Genomic DNA, 23301 nt, shown 5'->3' on the forward strand with positions numbered 1-23301 from the left:
GAGACGCTGCTCAGGAACGCCAGCGCGTGGTCATCAGGAAGCCCACGATCGCGATTCCGAAGCCTGCCACGATGTTCCAGGATTCCCACGCCGCCACCGGAAACTGGCCGCCGGTGATGTAGAAGGTGATGATCCACAGCAGGCCGATGATCATGAGGCCGAACATCACCGGCTTGAACCAGACCGGGTTCGGCTTGTACTGCTCCTTGGCTGCGGTCTCAACAGTGCGGGCAGGCCGCTTGCGGGGCTTTGACTCGGGCACGGTTCCTCCTTGGCCTTTGAATGAAGGGCCGCGTGCCGGCTTGGTATCCTGCAGGAAGGAAAATTCCAGCGGTCTGCGCGTTCGCGGTACTTCCAGGTTCGTCTCTAGCTGCCAAGTCTAGCCGGACTTCGAAGACGCTCCGTGCGGCCGTTTCCCGGACAGAGGAGACCCCCGTGACGCAGCAGCAGTCGGAGGCCTCCGCTGCTGTGCCCGTCGACTTTCCCCGCCGCCGGAATGAGCGCAGCGTCGTCCGGAAGAGCCTGCAGCTCGTCGGCGAACTCTTCCTGACTGCCGGCATCGTGCTGCTGCTCTTTGTGGCCTGGGAATTCTGGTGGACCAATGTGGAAGCCGACGCCAGCCAGGGCCAGGCCATCGACGCGTTCGCCAGGGAATTCACAGGACCCCTCGCTCCCCCGGCGGGGAACACCGACTACGGGAAACCGAGGGTCTCCGCGGCGCCGGGCTACGGGGAGACGATCGGCATCATGTACGTTCCCAGGTTCGGGGCGGACTACTCGCGGCCCATCGTCCAAGGCACCGGTGCGGACGTCCTGGATTCCCTTGGCCTCGGACACTACGAGGGAACCAGCATGCCCGGGGCAGCCGGAAACTTCGCAGTTGCCGGCCACCGCCAGACTCACGGCGCCGTGCTGGACAACATCCACGAACTGGTGCCGGGCGACCGGATCTATGTCCAGACCAAGACCGGCTATTACACCTACGTGTATCGGAACAACCAGATCGTGCTGCCCTCCCGCACGGACGTCCTGCTCCCGGTTCCCACCAAAGCCGGTGTGCAACCCCGGGACAGCTACCTCACCATGACCAGCTGCAACCCGCGTTTCGGCTCCGCGGAACGGTTCATTGCGTATTCGCTGCTGGAAAGCTGGCAGCCGGCGTCCGCCGGACCGCCGTCGGAAATCGCCGCCCTCGCGGCCAAGACCCGCGGAAAGGCCTGAGATATGTACGGATGGATTTTCCGGCACCTGCCTGGTCCGTTATGGACGCGCATATTGACCTCGGCGGCACTCATCGCAGGAATACTGGTCCTGATGGTGCAGTTCCTCTTCCCTTGGATGTCCCAGTTCACCACCCTCACCAACTCAACGATTGGTTCAGTACAGCAGCCATGAGCACAACTAAAATCCTCGTCGTCGACAATTACGACAGCTTCGTCTACACCCTGGTGGGCTACCTGCAGGAGCTCGGCGCGGAAACCACCGTGGTCCGCAACGACGACGTCACCCTCGCGGAGGCGATCGAGCTTGCCGATGCCCGTGACGGCGTCCTGATCTCCCCCGGCCCGGGGACGCCGGCAGAAGCAGGAGTCTGCATTGAGCTCATCAAATGGTGCGGCGATAACAACAAGCCCATGTTCGGCGTCTGCCTGGGCCACCAGGCGCTTGCCGAAGCGTACGGCGGAACGGTCACCCACGCGCCGGAGCTGATGCACGGCAAGACTTCGCCGGTGCAGCATGAGGGCAAGAGCGTCTTCGCCGGCCTGCCGTCCCCCGTGACGGCCACCCGGTACCACTCACTGGCTGCCGTCCGCGAGACCATTCCGGACGTCCTGGAGATCACGGCCGAAACCGCGAACGGCGTGATCATGGGCCTGCAGCACAAGACCGCCCCGCTGTGCGGCGTGCAGTTCCACCCGGAGTCGGTGCTCACCGAAGGCGGCTACCAGATGCTCGGCAACTGGCTTGAATCGCTGGGCATGGCCGGAGCCGCAGCGAAGGCTGCGACGCTCAGCCCGCTGATCCAGCGCTAGCTGCCCGTCCGGTGCCGGCGGAATCCCCGCCGGCACCTCTTGCGGGGTCGGCACCTCTTACGGGGCCGCCTCCGGACGCTAGCCCTTCTTGCCGCCGCTTGCGCTCGGCTTGGGCGTCGCCGACTCGGAGGGCGTCGGCTCCGGCGCCGGGGCCTTGGTGATCGTCACGGTAATGATGCTGCCCTGCTCTGCGAGGGTCCCCTCCGGGATGCTCTGGGCGGTGACGATCCCGGGGGCAAGGACGCTGTTCTCCTGCTCCACGACCTTCATGGTGAGCCCGAGGTCGGTCAGCGCCTTTTCAGCTTCGTCTTTTGGAAGTTTGATGAGTTGCGGCATCTTGACCTTGCCGCTCGAAACCACCAGTTCAACACGGCTTCCAGGGGCCACGACCGCGCCGGGCGCAGGGTTGCTCCGGATGACGGAGCCTGCCGGAACGGAGGGGCTGTTCCCGATGATGGTGGTAGCCGTCAGGCCCGCCACGCGCAGCATGTCCCGCGCGGCGGCCTCGGTCTGGTTCGCCAGGTCCTTGGGCACCGTGACGGAACTCGGCCCGTCGGAGACCTTCAGGGTGACATGGCTTCCCAGGACCACCTCCGTGCCCACGGACGGATCCGTGCCGATCGCTGTTCCCTGCGGGATTTTGTCGTCGTTCACCCGCACGGGAGCGTCGGGAACGAGCTTCGCATCGTAGAGCGTGCGGATGGCATCCGCTTCGCTCATGTTCGCGACCGACGGGATCGGGATCTTGACCGGTTCTACCGGCTTCTGGTTCATGAAGTAGTAGAGGCCCAGACCGACCCCTGCCAGGACCAGCACCGTAAAGAGGATGACGACGGCGGTCCACGCCCGGCGCCGCGACTTCTGCCGCCGCGTGCGCTCACGTTCCGGCGGGAAGCCCAGCGGCATCGCATCGTCGTCGGGCTCGTCGATGTAGCTTGCCGGCAGCGGGTCCTCCCCGCTGACCCGGGCCGGCGGCTGGACGTCAAGGAATCCGATGCCCGTGAAGCCGACCAGGGTCTCCGGCGCGGAGTCCTGCGAGGCTTCCGGCCCGCCGTCGTCCGTGACGTCACCTGCTTCCGGCGCCGGGACCGCGGGGACGGCGATGCCGTTGCGGGCGGCGCGCAGTGCACGGCGGAAGGCAGCAGCGTCCTGGAAGCGGTCCGCCCGCTCCTTCTGCAGGCCCTTCGCCAGGACGCTGTCGAGTGCTTCGGAAACCTCGGGATTGAAGCTGCTCGGTGCTGCGGGGGTTTCCCGGACATGCTGGTACGCCAGAGAGACGGGGCTGTCGCCCGTGAACGGCGGGCGTGAAGTCAGCATCTCAAAAAGCAGGCAGGCCGCAGAGTAGAGGTCGCTCCGGGCGTCCACGGTCTCGCCGCGGGCCTGTTCCGGGGAAAGGTACTGGGCGGTCCCCACAACTGCCTGCGTCTGGGTCATGGTGGCGGCGGAATCCGCGATGGCCCGGGCAATGCCGAAGTCCATCACTTTCACGCTGTTGTCTTCGCCGACCATCACGTTGCCGGGCTTGATGTCGCGGTGGACGATCCCGGCCTTGTGGCTGTACTCGAGCGCGGACAGGACGCCGAGGCAGAGCTCCACGGCCTGGTCGATGTCCAGTTCCTTGCTGCGGATGAGTTCCCGCAGCGTCCGGCCGGACACGTACTCCATGACGATGTACGGCACCCGGACGGTCTCGCCGTGGCCGCCGTCGACCGTGTAGTCGCCGGTGTCGTAGATCGCCACGATCGAGGGATGGTTCAACGACGCCACGGCGTGCGCTTCACGCTTGAACCGGGCCTGGAACTGCGGATCCCGGGCCAGGTCCGGGCGGAGCAGTTTCACGGCGACAGTGCGTCCGAGGAGCGTGTCCGTGCCGCGGTGCACATCGGCCATGCCGCCGCGGCCCAGCAGCTCTCCCAGTTCATACCGCCCGTTGAGGACGCGTTGGGCTGTCACCGGAATGCTGTCCTCTCTGTGTGCAGGTCCTGAACGTCGGGTAGTCATGCTTTCCTATTTGCCAGACGAGGCGGAGGGCGAGGCTTTGGCCTTGGACAGATGGTAGACGACGGTGGCGCCCGCGTTGACCTCGGTGCCCGCGGCGGGTTCCGAGCTGACGAAGGTGTCCGGTGCCTGCCCGACTGCACCTTCGACGGCGTCACCCTTCACCCAGCGCAGGCCTGCGCCTTCGATGGCGGCCCGTACCTGGGCTTCAGTGGCGCCGGCCGCGATGTTGGGAACAGCGATCTTTTCCGGGCCCTTCGAATAGGTGACGGCGATCGTCTCACCCTTGGCGACCGGACCGGAAGGCTCGATGTTCGTCACTGTTCCTTGGGTGGACGGATCGAACTTTTCGGTTCCCTTGACCACGAAACCAAGGTCGATCAGCTCGCTGCGGACGGTCTCGTAAGGGCGGCCGAGGTACTGCTCCGGAATGAGGTTGACCGTGTCCGGCGTGGTTTCGCTCGGCGACGGCGTCGGCGAGGTTTCCGTGGCGCTGGGCGACGCGGAACTAGGCGGAGCGCTGCTCGAAACCGGGCTGCTCGTGCTGGACGAGGGCGCCGGCGACGTCGGGTTGAAGAGGCCCATCTGGGTCAGCAGGAAGCCCAGGCCGGCAAAGAGGAGAAGCAGCAGCAGGGCGATGAGCGGCCAGGTCCACGGGCTGCGCTTCCGGCGCTCCGGCTGCGGCTCGTAGTTGTCCTCTTCCTCATCCTCGTAGAGCACGGCGGATTCGTCCGGGTCGAAGCTGCGCTCCGCTGCCAGGGCGTCGGACCGCGAAAGGTGGTCCGCGGCCGCCCCGGCACCCGCAGCGGCGCCGAGCACCGGAAGGGCGGAGGTCGCCGTCGTCTGCTCCCTGCCGTGCGCGGCCACGACGCCGGTGGGCGCCGTGGCGAGGCCGGCGGGCGCAGTGATGGGACCGGTGGCGTCTTCGAACAGAAGCATCCCCGGAACGGCGGCATGGGCTGCGGAAATATTCCCCGCGCGGATTGCTTCGGCGGCCTCGGCCAGCTTGATGGCATCCGCCGGCCGGTTCCTGGGATCCTTGGCCAGCATGGACATCAGCAGGGCGCGGACGGGGACGGGGAGGCTCTCCGGAAGCGGCGGCGGCGCATCGTTGACCTGGGCCAGGGCGATGGCAATCTGGGACTCGCCGGAGAACGGGCGGTGCCCCGTGAGACATTCATAACCTATAACGCCCAGGGAATATATGTCTGACGAACCGGTGGCCGTCTGCCCGGTGGCCTGCTCAGGGGCAAGGTACTGGGCGGTTCCCATGACCTGGCCGGTCTGGGTCAGCGGGACCTGGTCGGCAAGGCGCGCGATTCCGAAGTCCGTGACCTTGACCCGGCCGTCCGGGGTGATGAGCAGGTTGCCCGGCTTCACGTCCCGGTGCACCAGGCCCTGGGCGTGCGCAACGGCCAGGGCGCGGGCGGTCTGCGAAATGATCGACATGGCCCGGTCCGGGGAAAGGACCCGTTCCCGCTCAAGGATGGTGCTCAGCGGCTGGCCGGGCACCAATTCCATGACGAGGTACGCGGAACCATCTTCTTCGCCGTAGTCGAAGACGTTGGCGATACCCACGTGGTTCAGGAGGGCGGTGTGGCGCGCCTCAGCGCGGAAGCGCTGCAGGAAGCCGGGATCGCCCGTGTATTCCTCCTTGAGGACCTTGATGGCGACGATGCGGCCCAGGACCTGGTCCTTGGCTTTCCAGACCTCTCCCATCCCGCCTATCGCAATCCGGCTGGTCAGCTGGAACCTGCCGCCGAGGGTGATTCCTGACGTAGGTCTCACTTGTTCAACACCGCCTCAAAGATCTTCTTCGCATTCGGACTGGTTAGCTGTGCGCCGGTGGTTACATCGACACCTTCGATCACGATGGTGACGGCCACCTGCGGGTCATTGGCCGGGGCAAACCCGGTAAACCACGAGTTGTTCAAACCGCTGTCTCCCAGCTGGGCCGTGCCGGTCTTGCCGGCCACCTGCACGCCCGGGACGGCGGCGCCGCCGGCGATGCCCTTGGACACGACGTCGGTCATCCACTCGGTGATCTGGCGGGCGATCGCGGGGCTGGTCGAGTTGCGGAGGACTTCCGGCTCGGGCTCGCTGATGACCCGGAGGTCCGGGGCGCGCACCGTCTTGATGAGGTTCGGCTTCATCTGCACGCCACCGTTGGCGATCGCGGCGGTCATCAGGGCAATCTGCAGCGGGGTCGCCTTGACGTCACGCTGCCCGACGGCGGACTGGGCCAGGGCGGCGTCGTCCAGGTCCGTGGGGAAGACGCTGACGGCGGACTGGAGCTTGAGCTGGTCGCCGAAGTCCTGGCCGAAACCGAACTTTCGCGCCTGCTCCGCGATGGCTTCCTGGCCGAGGTCAAGGGCGATGCTGGCAAAGGGAGTGTTGCAGGACTGCTCCAGCGCGAAGGCGAAGTCAGCCGTGGTCCGGGTGTAGCAGTTGCCGCCGGCGTAGTTCGGAAGGGAGGCCGAGGAACCGGGCAACGGCAGGCTCGCCGGGTTGGGCAGCTCGCTGTCCTTGTTGTACTTGCCGGAGTTCAGTGCGGCCGCGGTGTCGATCAGCTTGAAGACCGAGCCGGGAGCAAGCAGGGCGCCCGTGGGTCCGCTGACGGACTGGTTCAGGTTGATGCCGCGGATCCTGTTGAGTTCCTCGAAACTCGCCTGTTCCTTGGCCACGTCATGGGTGGCGATCAGGTTCGGATCGTACGACGGTTTGGAGACCATGGCGATGATGGCACCGGTCTTGGGATTCGTCACGACGATCGAACCGCGCTGGCCGTCCGGGATCAGCTCGTAGGCGAGCTTCTGGATTTTCGGGTCAAGCGTGAGCTCCACGGAGGCACCCTTGGCCTGGCGGCCCAGGAAGACCTGGCTGATCCTGTCGAGGAACAACTGGTCCGAACTGCCTGCGAGTTCGTCGCGGAGCTCCTGTTCCAGGCCGCTGGCGCCGTACGTCCGGGAGAAGTACCCCGTGATGCCGGCATAGAGTTCCGGCTGCGTGTACTTGCGCTGGAAGCTGCAGGTTTCGTCGCCGGCCACCGATTCGGCGATCGGCTTGCCGGCCACGATGATGGCACCGCGGTCCTTGCAGTAGTCCGCCAGGACGGCCCGCTGGTTCCACGGATTGTCATTGAGTTCGTCGGCACCGACCACCTGGACGTAGCTGATGGCCCCGAAAATCAGGGCGAACATGGCGACGGCGGCAAGCCATGCGCTGCGGATGGACTGGTTCACGGCTGCTTCACCGCCTCACTGGGTGTCTCGGTCATGGGGGTTGTGTCGATGGGGCTCCGGGCGGTGTGCGAAATCATCAGCAACAGGCCCACGATGATCCAGTTCGCAAGCAGCGACGAACCGCCTGCGGCAAGGAACGGGGTGGTGAGGCCCGTCAGCGGGATCAGGCGGGTCACGCCGCCGATCACCACGAAGCACTGCAAGGCGATCGCGAAGGACAAACCGCACGCGAGCAGTTTGCCGAAGGCGTCCCTGGTGCCCAGGGCTGCGCGGAAGCCGCGGGTAAACAGCAGCAGGTACAGCAGGACGACGGCGAAGAGCCCGATCAGGCCAAGTTCCTCGCCGATCAGGGCGATGATCATGTCGCTGTTGGCGAAGGGAACGAGGTCCGGCCGGCCTTGGCCGAGGCCGGTGCCGACCAGCCCGCCGTCGGCCATCCCGAAAAGCCCCTGGACGATCTGGCGGCTGCCGCCGGGGAAACGGTCGTACACCTCCGGGGTGAAGGCGTTCCACCAACTGTCGAGCCGGAAGCCCACGTGGGCGAAGATCCGCGAGGCCACGAAGCCGCCGCCCAGGATCAGGGCCAGGCCGATCACCACCCAGCTGATGCGGCTGGTGGCGACGTAGATCATCACGATGAACAGGCCGAAGAAGAGAACGGAAGAACCCAGGTCACGCTGGAAGACCAGGACGCCGATGCTCACCAGCCACGCCGTGATCATGGGGCCCATGTCCTTGAAGCGCGGGAACTGCAGAGGCCCGATCTTGCGCCCGGCCAGCAGGATCAGATCCCGGTTGGACGAAAGATACCCCGCGAAGAATATGGCCAGCGTAATCTTGGCGATTTCGCCGGGCTGGAAGGTCATGGGACCAATCCGGATCCAGACACTCGCGCCCAGTACCTCGCCGGCCGAGATGCCGGGAACCAGCGGCAGGACCAGCAGGACTGCGCTGGCAGCCAGCGAGATGAAGGTGAAGCGGCGCAGGATCCGGTGGTCCTTGAGGATCCAGATCACGGTGATCGCGACGGCAACGGCGATGAGTGTCCAGCGCAACTGGTTGTTGCCGGTGTCCTCCCCGGGGGCGTCCATCCGGTGGATGAGGGCCAGTCCGAGGCCATTCAGGGCCACAACGATCGGAAGTATTACCGGGTCGGCATATTTTGCCCGTAGGCGCAGGACAACATGGAAGGCAAAGGCCGCCACGGCCAGCAGGCTCGACTGGAACCAGAAATCGCTGTCGAACGGGGTCTCGGAGTTGAGGTCCACCATGGCGCTTGCGCCGATCCCGACGGCGAGGGCAAGCACGAGGAGGGCAAGCTCGACGTTGCGGCGGGGCTTTGGCGTGGTTTCTGCCTGGATCATGGGGACACCTCCTCGCATGGAGCGTTGCTTGGCCCGGCGGTGGGCGAACCGGACGGGGTGGCGGTGGCGGACGGCGAGGGCTTGGCTGACGGCGTGGCCTTTCCGCTCGGCGCCGGCTTTGCGCTCGGGGTCGGGCACGGAGCCGGGGTCGAATCGTCCGGCTCCTCAAGGTTGTCGACGATGCGCTGCGCGGCCTCAAGGCTGTCCGCGGGGATGGTCTGCCGGACTCGTTGCTGCTGGAACTCGGGAAGCGAACCCAGTTGGAGTTTCGTCACTGACTCCAGCTTGGACAGCTGGATAGGGCCCAGCCGCTGCGAGATTCCGTTGAAGATCGCCACCCTGTTGTCGTATTCGCCGACATAGAAGCGGGTCTGCGTCCAGGCGTAGCCAAGCCACAGCCCGGCGACCATGAAAACGGCCAGGAGGGCGGCCGCGAGGACGGTGAGCCAACGGCGCCGCCTAACGGGCAGCACCAGGACTTCTTCGCGGTCCTGTTCGGCCTTGTGGGTGAGCATGGTGGCAGCCCGGCGGGCCACGCTGCGGCCGGCCACCGTGGGGATGGACCCGGTTTCGGCGGCGGTGGCAGCGGCTCCCACCAGCTCGTGCGGACGGGAAGCGAGTTCTTCGCGGAGGACTTCCGCGGAGAGGTGTTCACCCAGGTGCGGGTCGGTGACGGCGGGTGGCTCGCCGGCGGGCTTGCCGGCGTCGGCGGGGCCAAGGGTGGTTGGACCGGGCTCCGGTGCGGCGGCGGCCGTGCTCCCGGACTTCCCGGATTCAGGGGCGGCGTCCGCCGCCGTTCCACCGGCTGCTGCCTTGGCGGTCTCCGCGCTTTCCTTGGCGTCACCCGGGGCGGGTTCCGCGGGGGCGACGATGTCCACGGAAGCCGTGTTGACGTCGTCGCCGGTTTCTTCGGCGATTTCCAGCATCACCACGGTGACGTTGTCCGGGGCACCGTTTGCAAGCGTCAGCTGGATCAGCAGTTCGGCGCACTCGGCAAGGTTCCGGGTTTCCCGGACCACCTGCTCCACCACGGGGCCCGGAACGTAGTTCAGTCCGTCCGAACAGAGCAGCCAGCGTTCGCCGGCTTCGACGTCCAGGACCGCCAGGTCCAGCTCCGGGCTCGCGTCCACGTCGCCGAGCACCCGCATGAGGACGTTCTTGTGCGGGTGGGTTTCGGCTTCCTCCGGACGGAGCCGACCCTCGTCGATGAGCCGCTGGACGAAGGTGTGGTCCACGCTGATTTGCTCGAAGTTGGTGCCGCGCAGCCGGTAGGCGCGGGAATCGCCGATATGGGCGAAATGAAGCTGCTTGCCCTCCAGCAGGAGTGCCGTGACCGTGGTGCCCATGCCGGCAAGCTTCGGATCCATGTGGACCAGCTCGGAGAGCAGCGAGTTGGCGGTCTGGATCTCGTCGGCGAGGACGGTATCCGCGCCTTCGGCATAGTCATCGTGATCCAGGTGGATCATGTCCAGGACTGTAGATGCCGAGGCGACGTCGCCGCCCGCGTGCCCGCCCATGCCGTCGGCGACCACGGCGAGGTAGCGGCCCGCATAAGCCGAATCGTCGTTCTTGGAGCGGAGGCGGCCGACGTCGGAACGCGCCGCGTAGCGCATGATCAAGGGGCGGCCTTCGGGCGTGGGCTTGCCCTCGGAGGACTGGGGTGAAGCCATGGCTATGGCCTCAATTCAATGACCGTCTTGCCGATCCTCACGGGGACGCCAAGCTCCACCGGCAGGGCCCGGGTCAGTTGCTGGTCGGCCAGGTATGTGCCGTTGGTGGAGCCGAGATCTTCGATGAACCAGCGGCTGCCCTGCGGGAACAGGCGCGCATGCCGTCCCGAGGCGTAGTCGTCTTCGAGGACCAAAGTGGCTTCCTGGGCGCGGCCGAGCAGGATGGGGCTCGCTGCCAGCGGCAGGGTGGTGCCCTTGAGCGGACCCTCGACGACGACGAGATGCCGGGCCTGCTGCTTTGCCACTGGCGCGGGCGGCGCCAGTTCGGGATGCTTGCGTACTTCCCGTGCGGTGGGGGCGCCGGTGGCTGCCTTGCGTCCGATCATGAGGTCCCGGCGCATGGCGGACACGATGCTGAAGACTAATACCCACAGGAGCAACAGGAAGCCGAAACGCAGGGCCGTGATGGTCAGTTCGCTCACGCGCGGCCCCCGGGGTCGGAGCTGTTGGGCGGCACGGTCAGAAGCCTGAAGATGATCTTGGTACGTCCCATCGTGATCGTGGAACCGTCGACAAGTTCCGTGCTGCCATCCAGTTTGTGCCCGTTGACGTAGCTTCCGTTGGTGGAACCCAGGTCCACGGCGCGGACAAATCCGCCCTCGCTGCGGATTTCCAGGTGCTTGCGCGACACGCCGGTGTCCTCCACGAGGATGTCGGCCTCCGAAGAACGGCCCAGGATCACGGAGGGCGCGTTGAGCGAGTAGCGCTGGCCGCCGATATCCAGGACGGGCTGGAGCCTGGACGGTTCCCGCGCGGGTGCGGCCGGAACGTTGCTGCGGGGCGCGGGAGCGCCACCGGACTTTTCCGTGCGGGAGGTGATTTCGAAATGGCCTTCGCGCTGGGCTTCGTCCTGGCGGAAAGAGATCCGCACGGGGCCCTGCAGCGTGTATCCCTGGCTTCGCACATGCTGGATCACGACGTCGCAGAGTTCCTCTGCCAGCGGCGTTCCCCATTCCTGGGCGCGGGTGAAGTCCTGCACGCTGAGGAGGACGTCGAAGACGTTCGGAGCCAGGGTCCGTCCGGCCGCGATGGTGAGGGACTTGTTGTCCAGTTCGCGGCGGAGCTTGCTGGCAATTTCCACGGGTTCCACCCTGGCACGGGATCCGGTGGAGAAGACGCCGCGGACGGCTTTTTCGATGCCGCGCTCAACCTTGTCGAGCAATCCCATGGTCCTCCTCCTTCCGTTGCATTGACCCGGCAACTAACTGTGCGGGGGCTTCGTCCCCCGCATCAGGCATGGACTCGTGGAGTCCGTGACGGCATGGCCTTTTCCGGGCCACTTCTTTCCCGATACTACTGGGCATGGCTGTGAATGGCCTTAATCCGCAACGGTCCGGCCCGCGGAAAAGTTCATCGCGGAGGCCCGGGAAGCCTGTGGCGCGGGCCCCTAAAACCGCGTGATTCCGGGGCCTGGAGGCTCTGCTGCGGTCCGATTGGTGTTTTTCCTCCAATGTCCGTTATGCTTGATCTCGCTGCTTTTGCAGGGCAGGAAGCGGGGAAACCCGCGGACTGTGTCCGTGCAGGAGAAGTTGCGCGCGAGTGGCGGAACGGCAGACGCGCTGGCTTCAGGTGCCAGTGTCCGAAAGGGCGTGGGGGTTCAAATCCCCCCTCGCGCACGCATCGAAAACACCCCGGTCTTCGGACCGGGGTGTTTTGTTTTAACCGGGTTGGCCGGCGCGGGTGGGTGTTGCGGGGGAACCTTCTCTGGACACGAACCCCCGGCCGGATCCCTTTACGCGCCGATGGCTGCGATGGCGTAGCGGGCGATGCGCTTGAGGTCGTCCTGGGTGGCGCCGTCGCGGGCTTGTTGGCTCATGCCTTGGAGCGTTGCCCCGACGAAGGCAGCCATGGCCTTGGTGTCCGTGTCCGGCGGGATGAGGCCGGCGTCGCGGTCGCGTGTGAGTGCCTTGGCCATGGCGGTGATGTTGTCGTTGCGCATTTTGGCGAGGCGGTCGGCGACGTGACGGTTGGTGGCGGTGACTGTTACGGCGGCACTGATGACCAGGCATCCACCGGGATAGGTCGTGGAGGCGTAGTGGTCTGCGGCTTCGAGGAGTAGGCGTCGCATGAGGGCCAATCCGGTGGTTTCCTCCGCGAAGGCTATGGCCATGAAGTTGCCGTGGGTGGCGTTGTAGTGGTCGACGACGGAGAAGAAGAGTTCTTCTTTGGACCCGAAGGCCTTGTAGAGGCTGGGCGGGTTGATGCCCATGGCCTGGGTGAGTTCTGCCAGGGATGTGCCTTCGTAACCGTGGTCCCAGAACACGAGGGTTGCCGCTTCCAGGGCCTGCCCGACGTCGAATTTCCGGCCTTGTCCTGCTTTTCCTGACACCGTTGTCCTTCCGTTTCCTCAGTACTTAGACGCCCCCTGTTTCGTCTGATCGGTCTACCAGTCTCTCTCCTGGATGCGGTTGTTGACGCTGTGTGAAGCGGCGAAACAGGACCGCAGTTTCTTTCTTGTAGTGATCGCTACACGTATGTAAGTATCTCACCCATGAGCGAATCAACCAAAGATCAGATTGCTGTTGTTACGGGTGGAAGCCGCGGAATCGGTGCCGCTATTTCGTTCCGCCTCGCTGCGGACGGGTTCACCGTCGCGGTGCATTATGGCCGTGACGAGGACGCGGCCGCCGCGACAGTCGCGGCAATCAAAACTGCCGGCGGCGCGGCGTTTTCCTTCCGTGCCGACCTCGCTGCCGATACCGCGGCGGAGGATTTCTGGGCCTCGTTCGACAAGGCCGCTGCCAGTGCAGGGGTGATCGGCCAGCCGGTGCAGGTGCTGGTCAATAACGCCGGCGTCACTCTGCGCGGTGCCATCGAGGACTTCAGCCGGGAGGATTTCCTCACCCAGCAGGCCGTGAACGTCAACGCGCCGTACTTCATCGTCAAGGAAGCCCTGCCCCGTCTTTCCGACGGCGGCCGGATCGTAAACATCTCTTCGGGCGTGACCCGGATCGCGTTCCCGGAAATCATCGGTTACGCCCTGACCAAGGGCGCCATCGACGCCTTCACCCTCACCTTGGCCAAGCACCTCGGGCGGCGGGGTATCACGGTCAATGCTGTTGCCCCAGGCGTGGTGGACACCGATATCAACGCGTCATGGCTGCGCGGTAATGAGGAGGCTATCGAGGGTGTCGCGGCCAGCACGGCGCTGGGCCGGGTCGGACAGCCGGATGACATCGCGAGCATCGTCGCGTTCCTGGCCTCCGAGGGCGGCCGCTGGGTCACGGGTCAGACCATCGACGCCACCGGCGGCACCAACCTCTAGTCCACCGACCACTCGTACCGCATCTCCAGACGTCCGGTCTTCGCCGGCGTCGATCGCTTCACACATTAGGGGGAATGATGAACCGTGCCCGAGTACGCGGCATTGACCATTTTGGTCTGACCGTGCGATCGCTTGAGGAAGCGATCCATGACCTGAGGAACGCCCTCGGCGCCGGCCTCTGCTACATCGAAGGACCCATCCAGGACCCGGAACCTGGCTGGATGGCGCACAAGCTGGGTTCCCGCGGATCTTGCACCTTGCAGGTTGCCGCGATGAACGCCCTGGGAACCAACCTTGAGCTCTTCGAGTACGCCGGCGCCGAGCAGCGATCGTGGACGGCAACGGCCGGTGAAGCAGGAACGTTTTTCCTGCTGCTGCGAACTCCGAGGCTCGAAAGGATTGTCTCCCGGCTCTTCACAGAGAACGCCGTCGTCCGCCCGGTCGAGGACCCTGTGCCCGGGTACGAAGTAATCCTGCCCTCGGGCATCCACCTTGCCATCCAGCACAGCACTCCCGGTGGCGGGCAGGCCGAGCAGCTTGTTGGTGCGGTGTGCCTGAACCGCTACGACTATCAGGGCGCGGTCTCCGGACTTGAAAGCACTTTCGGCCTTCGCCAGGCAGGAGCCGTGGCTGCGTTCGGCGCCTCCGGGGTCCTGCTGACCTCGGATTATGGGGCCCAGCTAGCGGTTCTTCATGCTCATTCACCCTCGCCGCGCCCGGCGAACAGTGACCTTGGCGGCCATCATGTGGCCTTCCACGCTGATGACGTCGATGCTTCGGTCGAAGCGTTGCACCCTGTCGGCGGGTATGTGCCGCGAGGGGATGCAGAAACGATCACGGACGGCCCGATCGCCGGAGACCGTTGGGTCTACCTCGACTCGCCCTTTGGTCTGCAGCTGGAACTGATCAACATGCCGGACGGTCAACTGCCCTACGAGGCAGCAGCTGACGTTCGCCGGAGCCCGATCGCTGCTGGGGTGTTCGTATGAGCGCCACTACCGCGTCCCGGAGGGCGTTCCTTGGCGCGGGCGGCGCCCTCGCCGGCGTGTTCGCCCTGAACCAGGCACCTGCCGCGCAGGCAGCATCAAAAACGACGGCGGCCCCTACACCGTATCGGGTCATCACTCCCGGCTCAGAGCAGTACGAGGACCTGCTGCAAGGCACCAACCTGCGCTGGAAGGGCACTGCTCAACGGATCGCTTTTCCGCGGACCGCGGCCGAGACCGCCGAAGAACTGCGCACGGTCCTGGCTCTCGGGCTTCGTCCCTCGGCCCGCAGCGGCGGGCATTGCTACGAGAACTTCGTCGCCAACGGCGACAACCAGGCCATCATCGACACCTCTGCTATGGACCAGGTCCGGTGGGATCCGGAGATGAAGGCCTTCGAAGTCGGGGCGGGCGCCCAGCTGGGCCTGGTGTACCAACTGCTCTACAAACAGTGGGGTGTCTATGCGCCAGCGGGGAACTGCCCGACCGTGGCCGCGGGCGGGCACATCGCCGGCGGCGGCTACGGCAGCATGAACCGGCGCGACGGCCTCGTCGTCGATCACCTCCTGGCCGTTGAAGCTGTCCTCCACGTCCGCGCGGACGGGACCGTGGCCATCAGCCGAGGAACACGCGATCCCCGGGATCCGCACCATGACCTCTGGTGGTCCTACACCGGCGGCGGCGGGGGCAACTTCGGTATCGCCACCCGGTACTGGCTGCGCTCACCGTCGGCCAGCGGCGACCAGCCCGAGAAAGCACTGCCCGCCCCGCCCCGGCATGTTTGGCTCAGCACGGTCGCCTGGGACTGGGCCGGCATTGACGAGGCCGCGTTTACCCGCCTGCTGAGCAACCATGGCCGCTGGCACGAAACCCACTCAGCCCCAGGGACCTCGGAAGCGACACTGTTCGCTCAGCTGAAAACCTGGCACCGGTCCAACGGTTCGATCACCATGGACACGATCATCGACGCCGGAACCCCTGACGCCACCGGCATCCTGGAACGCTACCTGGCCGCCGTCGCCGACGGCATCCCCGCACCGAAGGTCCTTCAGCACAGGCTGGTTCCCTGGCTGCAGGCCACCCAGTGGAGCGGCTTCACCGGCCCGGATTCCACCCGCCGCTTCAAAGGAAAGTCCGCGTACCTGCGCCGCAGCTACACGCCCGAAGCCATCGCCGCCGCCTACCGGGGCCTGAACGACCCGTCAATTTCCAACCCGACCGCACTACTGATGATCGCCTCCTACGGCGGGGCCGTAAACGACACCGCACCTGCGGCGACCGCCGTGCCGCAGCGCGACTCCATCATCAAGTTCCAGGTCGTCTCCATCTGGGATAACCCCGAAGACGACAACGCGAACGTGGCCTGGACACGCACCACCTACAAGAACATGTTCGCCTCCACCGGCGGGGTCCCGCTGCCGAATGCGGACGCCGACGGCGCGTTTATCAACTACGCCGACGTCGACCTCAACGACCAGGCCTGGAATACCTCCGGGCAGAGTTCCTTCGAGCTCTACTACAAATCCAACCTGCCGCGCCTGAAACGGGCCCGAAGCACCTATGACCCGAAGGGAGTGTTCTCCCATGCCCAAAGCATCCCTCTTGCCTGAAACCACCACCCCGGTCTCCCCGGGAGCGTCCCGGCTCAATGCCCTGACTGGGCTCCGCTTCCACGCCGCACTGCTGGTCTTCGCCTTCCACCTGAGCCTCAACCGCTTCTTCGCCGGCGACGCCCCCGCCGTGGAACCGCTGCGGTTCCTGCTGAAAAACGGCGGCTGGTTCGGTGTGACCTTCTTCTTCGTCCTCTCCGGCTTCGTCCTCACCTGGTCGGCCAGGGACGGCGACACCCCGTCCCGGTTCATCTGGCGCCGACTTGCCAAGATCCTGCCGAACCACGTCGTCACCTTCGTCATTGCGCTTGGCATCGCCGGGCTCGGTGCGGCCACGGTGGGTGAGGCTGCGGCTAACTTCTTCCTGCTGCACGCCTGGGTGCCGGCCGACACGGCGTTCTTCAGCATCAACCACCCCAGCTGGTCGCTCTCGGCCGAGCTGTTCTTCTACCTTGCCTTCCCCTTCGTGCTGCCTTGGGTCCGGCGGATACCCCAACGGAACCTCCTGCCCGCCGCGGCCCTCCTGGTCGTGCTGATCACCACCGCTCCGGTGCTTGCCGGGCTGCTGCCCGAAGGGGCCGTTTTCGGCCCCAACCACGCCCAGTCACCCCTCTATGGGGCCTCGATCCCGCAGATCTGGGCGGTGTACGCTCTGCCGCCGGTCCGGTTCCTCGAATTCGTCGTGGGCATGCTCGCCGCCCGCGCCGTCACCGAGGGGCTGCTTCCCCGGATCGGGCTCGGCGCAGCGGCAGTCTTCGCCGCGGCCGGATATGCGCTGAGCCTGTTCCTTCCGCTGCCATGGCAGATGGACGCCGCCTATGTCCTGCCGGTGACCGTGCTGGTCATCGCCGCCGCCCAGGACCCGGCCCCGCCGAAGGCATTGAGCTCACCGCTCGCGGTACGGCTGGGCGAGCTGTCCTTCGCGTTCTACATGGTCCACGACATCATCCTGGGCGCCACCCGCAGCCTGATCGGCCCCGGCGCTCTGCCGGCCACCGCCGCCGTTGGGGTTGGCTTGGCGGCCTTTGCCGCCAGCCTGGCCGGCGCCTGGTTGCTCTGGCGGGCGGTCGAAGTGCCTGCCAACAACGCCCTGCGATCCCTGAACCCATTCACCACCCGACGTCCCATCACCACACGAGAGGCCTGACATGACCACGACCAACCGCTCCTGGACCGTCTCCGCGCAGCAGGATGTCCAGTACCGCGTCGAAACCAGCTTCGACATCCTGAACCCCGCCAACCCAGCCCTCATCGACGGCGAGTACGGCTCCCGCCGCCTCATCGTCACGGACACCACCGTGGACGCTCTCTACGGCGACAAGATCCGCGCCTACGCCGCGGCCAACCTGACCGAGCACCGGATCATTGTCCTGCCGCACGGGGAGAGCAGCAAGCGCTGGACCGCTGTCGAAACCGTCCTGGAAGCCATCGAATCGTTCAAACTGGACCGCCGCCGCGAACCCGTCATCGCGATCGGCGGCGGGGTCCTGACCGACATCGTCGGCTTCGCCTGCAGCATCTACCGCCGCAACACCCCCTTCGTCCGGGTACCCACCACCCTCATCGGCATCGTTGACGCCAGCGTCGGAGTGAAGACCGGGGTGAACTTCCAAGCCGGAAAGAACAAAATCGGCACCTACTTCGCCGCCTCGCGCAGCCTCCTGGACACCTCGTTCCTGGCCAGCCTCGACACCCGTCACGTCTCCAACGGGCTCGCCGAAATCCTCAAGATCGCGCTCATCAAAGACCGTGAACTCTTCACCCTCCTCGAAGAGCACGGCGCCGCCGCCCTCGAAGGCCGCTTCCAGGACCACAACGACGCCGAACAGGCCATCATTGACCGGGCCATCGCCGGGATGCTCGAAGAACTCGAGCCCAACCTCTGGGAACAAACCCTCGAACGCCTCGTCGACTACGGCCACAGCTTCTCCCCGACCGTGGAAATGAAAGCCCTGCCCGAACTTCTGCACGGAGAAGCCGTCTGCCTCGACATGGCACTCACCACCGCGATCAGCGTCCACCGCGCCCTCGTCTCCGCCGAACAGGCCCGGCGGATCTTCACCGTCATGGGCAAACTCGGGCTCCCTGTCACGCACCCGGCCATGACAGTGGACAACCTCCTCGAAGGCCTCGCCGACACCACCCGCCACCGCAACGGACTGCAGCGGCTGCCCCTGCCGGTCGGGATCGGCTCGGCCGTGTTCGTCAACGACCTGGGACCGGCGGACATCACCGCAGCCCTGGACATCCTGACCTCGACCGCAGGGCTCGAAGGCAGCGGGCAGCTTGAAGGTGCCGCCGCATGAGCCTCCTGACCCAGGCCCCGCCCCGCCCACGCACCCCCGCCGGACACGCAACCGTACTCGGAGTGCACGGCGCCGAAGGAAAAACCGGCTGGAAAGCCTTCTACACCCGCCGCGAACTCGCCTCCCCGACCGAAGCCGTCGAATGGGCGAGCCTGCCGCCAGGTGCAGTCAGCGGCGAACACCGCCACACCCGCACCGAAGAGATCTACCTCATCCTCGACGGCACGGGGGAGTTCTTCCTCAACGGAACCCCGCACCCCGTCCGGCGCGGAACCCTTGCACTCACCACACCCGGGAACGTCCACGGGCTACGTAACAGCGGCGACACCACCTTGAACTGGTGGGTCATCGAAACCCTCACACTCCGCACCCAGAACGCCCTGACCGGCACCAGCCACACGGAGACCGCACCCATGCCAGCACAGATCTTCGACCTCAACACCACCCCCAGGGTCGACACCCAAGGAACTTTCGACGGCCCGCTGACCACCGTCGAACGCCACACCACCACATCCGGTGAGACCATCACGCTCGGGCACGAAAGTACCGAAATCGCGGGATTCCTCAATCAGGGCACCGCCGAGCTTTCCTTCCCCGGTTCCTCCGCCCGCATCGAAGCGCCCGCCTCCTTCCTCGTCCCGGCAGGAACCACGGCCACCCTCACTCCGCAGTCGGACGGCGAACTGTTCACCGTCGAGCTGAAGATCTCCCAGCCATGATCATCAGCATCATCGACCCGGACGACTACTGGAGCTGCCTGATCCGACGCGGCATGCTGCACAGCGAAACCGAATCCGTCGAACACTGGGCCCTGACCCCCGGCCAGGATCTCGGCCTGGGGAACCAAGGAGTCCACGAAGCAGTCATCATCCTCACCGGCGCCGCCAGCTACCAAGGCCAGAACCTCACTGCCGGAAACATGCTGCTGGCACCGGCCGGGGAAGCAGGAACCCTGACCGCACTAACCGCCACCCAGATCCTGAACATCCGTGCCTACCCCGAACAAGTCACCAAGCTTCTGCCGGCCCGTGTTCCCGAACTGCCAGAGGCCGAACGTGCCATCTAACACCCTCGGGGCAGGGCCGCTCAGCGCAGCGGCCCTGCCTCTGGCCCTGTTCTTCGCCGTCACCGTCGAAATGGCCCCCGCGGGCGCGCTGGCCCACATCGCTGCCGCCTTGCACACCGATATCGGCTCCGCAGCTGCCGGCTCCAGTATCTACGCCCTCAGCACGGCCTTCCTCGCGCTGCCGCTGGCCGGCTTCGCCCAGCGGTTCGACCTGCGCAACGCAACTATCATTGCCGGGCTCAGTTTCACGGTCCTTGGCCTGGCTGCCGCAGCGGCGCCCGGCCTCACCGGTTACCTCGCCTTCCGGGCTCTGAACGGGGCAGCCCACGCCGCGTTCTTCCCGCTCGTACTCGCCCTCGCCGCAGCAGCAGCGCCCCGGAACACCGCGCAAGCCGTCGCACGAGTCCTCCTCGGCAACGGCCTGGCCCTGGCGCTCGGCGTACCGGCGGCGGAAGCTCTGGCCGCCCTTGACTGGCGCCTACCCCTCGCACTCGCATCCCTTGGGGTCGCCGCCGCCGTCTCCTTCGCTCCGCACCCCGTGCCACAGGAAGGTGGGATAACGGAGAAACCCGCGGAGAGATCACCGGCCGGGATCGTGTGGCTTGCCGCGCTTTTCGCATTGGCGCTAGCCGGTCACTTCGCCTACTACACCTTCCTCGCAGCTGCCGTCGAGGCACAGGGTCTCCCGGCCGCATTGGTTCTCAGCCTCTACGGTGCCGCGGTCATCGCTGCAACCGCGTTCTCCGGACCTATCGCCAGACAAAACCGACTGGGCCGGGCGGTAGCCGTTATCGCGATCGAAAGCCTCGTTCTCGCAGCCATGGCCACCGTGCCCGGACCAGCAACCACGATCATTGCAGCGGTCACGGCGGGAGCCTGCTTCGGGTTCCTCCCGACGCTCATCCAAACCGAAATGCTCGAGCAAGCACCGCAACACCGAGCACTCGTATCCGGCGCCGCCGTCGTCGCCTTCAACACCGGCATCGCCGTCGGCGCCGTCAGCGGCGCCACAGTCACTGGGTTCTCGACAAACGCTCCGAGCCTCCTAGGCTCAGCGCTGCTTGTGCTCAGCGCGGTCGGGCTCGCTACCGCTCGGACCTTCGCAAGAAAGCAGATAGTACCGGGCACACAGGATTCCGACGAAGCAGAGTTGGGTACGGCTTCTGGACAATATGCCAACTGAGTCGCGAGCGAAAATCACGACCAGGGCCCCGGTCTTCGGACCGGGGTGTTTTTGTTTGTCCCGATTTTGTTTGAACAGCACCGCGACGTAGCTGGGCCGCGGTGCTGTTCAGCATCGCTCTTCAGGTGCGCAGCGCCCCGAAGCCCGCAACGAGTGCGTCCAGGCCCATGCGGAAGGCGAGGTCCGAAGGGTAGTTCACCGGACCGAGGCTGCGCACGGCTGCCGTGAAGTGCGGCGTGGATTCGGCGAGCTTTCCGGAGTCGAAGATGTCCGCCGGTGCTGTCGCATCGAAGGCAGCCCCGAAGATGTAGGCCTCCAGTGCCACGATGCAGGGGATGATCCGGTCCTCGGGGAAGCCCGCACGCAGGAAGCCTTCCGTGACGGCTTCGTACATGGCGAGGGTCTGCGGGGCGTCGGTCACCGGCAAGACCGCGATGACCGAAATAAGCGGTGTGTGCGCGGAGAAGATGTCCCGGTAGGAGTAGGCCCATTCCCGGACGGCGTCCTCCCAGGGCAGGGTGCCGAAGACGCTCGAGTCCACCTTGGACATCAGGTCTTCTTCAACGAGCTTGAGCACATCGTCCTTCGACCCCACGTGGTTGTAGAGAGCCGAGGGGGCCACGCCCAGCGACTTCGCCAGCGCCGCCATGGTGAGGCCGTCGTAGCCTTTCTTGCTGACCAGTGCCAACGCGGCCGCCGTGATGCCGGCCTGGTCCAGGACGGATCCCACAGGCCGGCCGGCCCTCCGGCGCGGCTTTGTTTCGGCCGGGGAAGGGGAGGGCTCGGGCATGGGTGACCTTTCTGGAAGCGGTGTTTCCAGCATTATTCCACCGGGGGCTTCACAGTTACCTAAGTCACGGGTACAGTAGGGATAAATGAACGGCATTCATTTATAGCTTTACGGGCCGGCCAACGGAGCACGGCCAGGAAAGGACATCATGTTGAAGCTTGACCGCGACGTCGTCATCGTTGGCGCTGGTCCGTCCGGCCTGACCGCTGCGCGCGAACTGAAGAAGGCTGGCCTCACTGTCGCAGTACTCGAAGCCCGCGACCGGGTGGGCGGACGCACCTGGACGGACACCATCGACGGCGCCATGCTCGAAATCGGCGGCCAGTGGGTTTCCCCGGACCAGACCGTCCTCATGGAAACCCTTGAGGAACTCGGCCTGGAAATGTACTCCCGCTACCGCGAAGGCGAGTCCGTCTACATCGGCGCAGACGGCAGGCACACCCGCTACACCGGCGCTTCCTTCCCGGTCAGCGAGAGCACCGCCGTCGAGATGGACAAGCTCACTGCCATCCTGGACGGCCTGGCCGCCGAGATCGGTGCGGAGGAACCCTGGGCCCACCCCAAGGCCCGCGAACTGGACACCATCTCCTTCCACCACTGGCTGCGCCAGAACTCCCCGGACGAAGAAGCCTGCAACAACATCGGCCTGTTCATCGCCGGGGGCATGCTGACCAAGCCAGCGCACGCTTTCTCCGCCCTGCAGGCAGTGCTGATGGCCGCTTCCGCGGGCTCCTTCAGCAACCTCACCGATGAGGACTTCATCCTGGACAAGCGCGTCATCGGCGGCATGCAGCAGGTCTCCCTGCGGATCGCCGCGGAGCTGAGCGACGACGTCGTCCTCGACTCCCCGGTGCGCACCATCAACTGGGAAGCAGTTGCCCCCGGCGACGAATCTGCCGGCTACCGCGTTTCGGTTGAATCCGACCGCGCCACCGTCAACGCCCGCTTCGTGATCATGGCGGTCCCGCCAAATCTCTACAGCCGGGTTTCCTACAATCCGCCGCTGCCGCGCCGCCAGCACCAGATGCACCAGCACCAGTCCCTGGGCCTTGTCATCAAGGTGCACGCCGTCTACGAGACCCCGTTCTGGCGCGACAAGGGCCTTTCCGGCACCTGCTTCGGCGCCGGATCGATCGTCCAGGAGGTCTACGACAACACCAACCACGGCGACGCCCGTGGCACCCTGGTGGGCTTCGTCTCCGACGAAAAGGCGGACGCCATGTTCGAACTGAGCGAAGAGGACCGCAAGGCGGCCATCCTGGACTCCATCGCCGAGTACCTGGGCGAAGAGGCCAGGAACCCCTCCGTCTTCTACCTCTCCGACTGGGGCTCCGAGGAATGGACCCGCGGCGCCTACGCGGCCAGCTACGATCTCGGCGGCCTCTCGCGCTACGGCAAGGACCAGCACGCCGCCGTGGGCCCGATCTACTGGTCCTCCTCCGACTTGGCGGCCGAGGGCTACCAGCACGTGGACGGCGCCGTACGCATGGGCAAGAAGACGGCGGCACGCATCATCGCCGCGAACGACCGCGCAGCGCAGCCGGTCGGCTAACAGCCACCGGTCGGCTGACAGCCACTGGTCGGCTAACAGCCACCGGTCGGCTGACAGCCACTGCCCCGGGGAACGACAAAGCGTCCCGGCCCCTTGGATTTCCGAGGGGCCGGGACGCTTTTTGTTGCGGAGTGCGGGAGTGCGGGAGTGCGGGAGTGCGGGAGTGCCTGAGTCGG

At 65.9% G+C, this 23301-nt stretch carries 21 protein-coding genes and 1 tRNA gene; 12 read left to right on the forward strand and 10 right to left on the reverse strand.

Going from position 1 to position 23301, the window contains the following annotated elements; genetic code table 11:
- Nucleotides 1-10: 10 nt before the first annotated feature.
- Entirely contained in the window at nucleotides 11-262 is a 252-nt protein-coding gene (locus tag ACZ9CK_RS18600) for a cell division protein CrgA (protein ID WP_426301173.1), read from the reverse strand.
- A gap of 173 nt (nucleotides 263-435) precedes the next feature.
- Between ACZ9CK_RS18600 and ACZ9CK_RS18605 the strand changes: the two genes are divergently transcribed.
- On the forward strand, nucleotides 436-1221 hold the full coding sequence (locus ACZ9CK_RS18605) for a class E sortase (RefSeq protein ID WP_476050738.1): 786 nt from the start codon (nucleotides 436-438) through the stop codon (nucleotides 1219-1221).
- A gap of 170 nt (nucleotides 1222-1391) precedes the next feature.
- The gene (locus tag ACZ9CK_RS18610) at nucleotides 1392-2033 is read left to right on the forward strand and encodes an aminodeoxychorismate/anthranilate synthase component II (RefSeq protein WP_476050739.1); all 642 of its coding nucleotides are present in this window, start codon (nucleotides 1392-1394) and stop codon (nucleotides 2031-2033) included.
- 78 nt (nucleotides 2034-2111) lie between these two features.
- Here ACZ9CK_RS18610 and pknB read toward each other — a convergent pair whose 3' ends face one another.
- The 7 genes from pknB to ACZ9CK_RS18645 are packed head-to-tail and all read right to left on the reverse strand — an operon-like array spanning nucleotide 2112 to nucleotide 11535.
- Nucleotides 2112-4034, reverse strand: coding sequence for a Stk1 family PASTA domain-containing Ser/Thr kinase (pknB, locus tag ACZ9CK_RS18615; RefSeq protein ID WP_426301179.1), 1923 nt, complete (start codon nucleotides 4032-4034; stop codon nucleotides 2112-2114).
- Nucleotides 4035-4040: 6 nt separating this feature from the next.
- On the reverse strand, nucleotides 4041-5819 hold the full coding sequence (locus ACZ9CK_RS18620) for a protein kinase domain-containing protein (RefSeq protein ID WP_476050740.1): 1779 nt from the start codon (nucleotides 5817-5819) through the stop codon (nucleotides 4041-4043).
- A complete protein-coding gene (locus ACZ9CK_RS18625; protein ID WP_426301183.1) occupies nucleotides 5816-7273 on the reverse strand; it encodes a peptidoglycan D,D-transpeptidase FtsI family protein in 1458 nt (485 codons plus the stop codon). Before ACZ9CK_RS18625 ends, ACZ9CK_RS18620 begins: the two co-directional genes overlap by 4 nt.
- On the reverse strand, nucleotides 7270-8637 hold the full coding sequence (locus ACZ9CK_RS18630) for an FtsW/RodA/SpoVE family cell cycle protein (protein ID WP_476050741.1): 1368 nt from the start codon (nucleotides 8635-8637) through the stop codon (nucleotides 7270-7272). The genes ACZ9CK_RS18625 and ACZ9CK_RS18630 overlap by 4 nt, the downstream gene beginning before the upstream one ends.
- The gene (locus tag ACZ9CK_RS18635) at nucleotides 8634-10307 is read right to left on the reverse strand and encodes a PP2C family protein-serine/threonine phosphatase (RefSeq protein ID WP_476050742.1); all 1674 of its coding nucleotides are present in this window, start codon (nucleotides 10305-10307) and stop codon (nucleotides 8634-8636) included. Before ACZ9CK_RS18635 ends, ACZ9CK_RS18630 begins: the two co-directional genes overlap by 4 nt.
- 2 nt (nucleotides 10308-10309) lie before the next feature.
- Complete coding sequence (locus ACZ9CK_RS18640; protein ID WP_426301189.1) at nucleotides 10310-10789, reverse strand: FHA domain-containing protein FhaB/FipA; 480 nt, start codon at nucleotides 10787-10789, stop codon at nucleotides 10310-10312.
- Nucleotides 10786-11535 carry an FhaA domain-containing protein gene (locus ACZ9CK_RS18645; RefSeq protein WP_426301191.1) on the reverse strand — a complete coding sequence of 250 codons (750 nt, stop codon included), beginning with the start codon at nucleotides 11533-11535 and terminating at the stop codon, nucleotides 10786-10788. The genes ACZ9CK_RS18640 and ACZ9CK_RS18645 overlap by 4 nt, the downstream gene beginning before the upstream one ends.
- A gap of 365 nt (nucleotides 11536-11900) precedes the next feature.
- Between ACZ9CK_RS18645 and ACZ9CK_RS18650 the strand changes: the two genes are divergently transcribed.
- Nucleotides 11901-11983, forward strand: a tRNA-Leu gene (locus ACZ9CK_RS18650).
- A 116-nt stretch (nucleotides 11984-12099) separates the two neighbouring features.
- Here ACZ9CK_RS18650 and ACZ9CK_RS18655 read toward each other — a convergent pair.
- Nucleotides 12100-12696 carry a TetR/AcrR family transcriptional regulator gene (locus tag ACZ9CK_RS18655; protein WP_426301193.1) on the reverse strand — a complete coding sequence of 199 codons (597 nt, stop codon included), beginning with the start codon at nucleotides 12694-12696 and terminating at the stop codon, nucleotides 12100-12102.
- 162 nt (nucleotides 12697-12858) lie between these two features.
- Between ACZ9CK_RS18655 and ACZ9CK_RS18660 the strand changes: the two genes are divergently transcribed.
- The 8 genes from ACZ9CK_RS18660 (at nucleotide 12859) to ACZ9CK_RS18695 (ending at nucleotide 20783) form a co-directional block, all read left to right on the forward strand.
- Nucleotides 12859-13632, forward strand: a complete 774-nt coding sequence (locus ACZ9CK_RS18660; protein ID WP_476050743.1) for an SDR family oxidoreductase — start codon at nucleotides 12859-12861, stop codon at nucleotides 13630-13632.
- A gap of 122 nt (nucleotides 13633-13754) precedes the next feature.
- A complete protein-coding gene (locus ACZ9CK_RS18665; protein WP_476050744.1) occupies nucleotides 13755-14621 on the forward strand; it encodes a VOC family protein in 867 nt (288 codons plus the stop codon).
- The gene (locus ACZ9CK_RS18670) at nucleotides 14618-16228 is read left to right on the forward strand and encodes an FAD-binding oxidoreductase (RefSeq protein ID WP_476050745.1); all 1611 of its coding nucleotides are present in this window, start codon (nucleotides 14618-14620) and stop codon (nucleotides 16226-16228) included. The genes ACZ9CK_RS18665 and ACZ9CK_RS18670 overlap by 4 nt, the downstream gene beginning before the upstream one ends.
- Nucleotides 16203-17375: an acyltransferase family protein gene (locus ACZ9CK_RS18675; protein WP_476050746.1), complete on the forward strand. Its 1173-nt coding sequence runs from the start codon at nucleotides 16203-16205 to the stop codon at nucleotides 17373-17375. The genes ACZ9CK_RS18670 and ACZ9CK_RS18675 overlap by 26 nt, the downstream gene beginning before the upstream one ends.
- A gap of 1 nt (nucleotide 17376) precedes the next feature.
- Nucleotides 17377-18534 (forward strand): sedoheptulose 7-phosphate cyclase, encoded by a 1158-nt coding sequence (locus tag ACZ9CK_RS18680; RefSeq protein ID WP_476050747.1) that lies wholly within the window; start codon nucleotides 17377-17379, stop codon nucleotides 18532-18534.
- Nucleotides 18531-19253, forward strand: a complete 723-nt coding sequence (locus ACZ9CK_RS18685; protein ID WP_476050748.1) for a cupin domain-containing protein — start codon at nucleotides 18531-18533, stop codon at nucleotides 19251-19253. Before ACZ9CK_RS18680 ends, ACZ9CK_RS18685 begins: the two co-directional genes overlap by 4 nt.
- Nucleotides 19250-19600 (forward strand): hypothetical protein, encoded by a 351-nt coding sequence (locus ACZ9CK_RS18690; RefSeq protein WP_426301207.1) that lies wholly within the window; start codon nucleotides 19250-19252, stop codon nucleotides 19598-19600. Before ACZ9CK_RS18685 ends, ACZ9CK_RS18690 begins: the two co-directional genes overlap by 4 nt.
- Nucleotides 19590-20783 (forward strand): MFS transporter, encoded by a 1194-nt coding sequence (locus tag ACZ9CK_RS18695; RefSeq protein WP_426301209.1) that lies wholly within the window; start codon nucleotides 19590-19592, stop codon nucleotides 20781-20783. Before ACZ9CK_RS18690 ends, ACZ9CK_RS18695 begins: the two co-directional genes overlap by 11 nt.
- Nucleotides 20784-20904: 121 nt before the next feature.
- On the opposite strand, the gene ACZ9CK_RS18700 is transcribed toward ACZ9CK_RS18695, so the two are convergent.
- Nucleotides 20905-21573, reverse strand: coding sequence for a TetR/AcrR family transcriptional regulator (locus tag ACZ9CK_RS18700; protein ID WP_426301211.1), 669 nt, complete (start codon nucleotides 21571-21573; stop codon nucleotides 20905-20907).
- 148 nt (nucleotides 21574-21721) lie between these two features.
- Between ACZ9CK_RS18700 and ACZ9CK_RS18705 the strand changes: the two genes are divergently transcribed.
- Nucleotides 21722-23125: a flavin monoamine oxidase family protein gene (locus tag ACZ9CK_RS18705; protein ID WP_476050749.1), complete on the forward strand. Its 1404-nt coding sequence runs from the start codon at nucleotides 21722-21724 to the stop codon at nucleotides 23123-23125.
- Nucleotides 23126-23301: the final 176 nt, after the last annotated feature.

Source organism: Arthrobacter sp. TE26545 (assembly GCF_056279005.1).

Excerpts from the sequence above, each read along its gene's own strand:
- ACZ9CK_RS18645 (WP_426301191.1), bottom strand. The coding sequence starts at position 11,535 with ATGGGATTGCTCGACAAGGTTGAGCGCGGCATCGAAAAAGCCGTCCGC.
- ACZ9CK_RS18635 (WP_476050742.1), bottom strand. The coding sequence starts at position 10,307 with ATGGCTTCACCCCAGTCCTCCGAGGGCAAGCCCACGCCCGAAGGCCGC.
- ACZ9CK_RS18630 (WP_476050741.1), bottom strand. The coding sequence starts at position 8,637 with ATGATCCAGGCAGAAACCACGCCAAAGCCCCGCCGCAACGTCGAGCTT.
- ACZ9CK_RS18680 (WP_476050747.1), top strand. The coding sequence starts at position 17,377 with ATGACCACGACCAACCGCTCCTGGACCGTCTCCGCGCAGCAGGATGTC.
- ACZ9CK_RS18660 (WP_476050743.1), top strand. The coding sequence starts at position 12,859 with ATGAGCGAATCAACCAAAGATCAGATTGCTGTTGTTACGGGTGGAAGC.
- ACZ9CK_RS18685 (WP_476050748.1), top strand. The coding sequence starts at position 18,531 with ATGAGCCTCCTGACCCAGGCCCCGCCCCGCCCACGCACCCCCGCCGGA.
- ACZ9CK_RS18690 (WP_426301207.1), top strand. The coding sequence starts at position 19,250 with ATGATCATCAGCATCATCGACCCGGACGACTACTGGAGCTGCCTGATC.
- ACZ9CK_RS18700 (WP_426301211.1), bottom strand. The coding sequence starts at position 21,573 with ATGCCCGAGCCCTCCCCTTCCCCGGCCGAAACAAAGCCGCGCCGGAGG.
- ACZ9CK_RS18705 (WP_476050749.1), top strand. The coding sequence starts at position 21,722 with ATGTTGAAGCTTGACCGCGACGTCGTCATCGTTGGCGCTGGTCCGTCC.
- ACZ9CK_RS18670 (WP_476050745.1), top strand. The coding sequence starts at position 14,618 with ATGAGCGCCACTACCGCGTCCCGGAGGGCGTTCCTTGGCGCGGGCGGC.
- ACZ9CK_RS18675 (WP_476050746.1), top strand. The coding sequence starts at position 16,203 with ATGCCCAAAGCATCCCTCTTGCCTGAAACCACCACCCCGGTCTCCCCG.
- ACZ9CK_RS18610 (WP_476050739.1), top strand. The coding sequence starts at position 1,392 with ATGAGCACAACTAAAATCCTCGTCGTCGACAATTACGACAGCTTCGTC.
- pknB (WP_426301179.1), bottom strand. The coding sequence starts at position 4,034 with ATGACTACCCGACGTTCAGGACCTGCACACAGAGAGGACAGCATTCCG.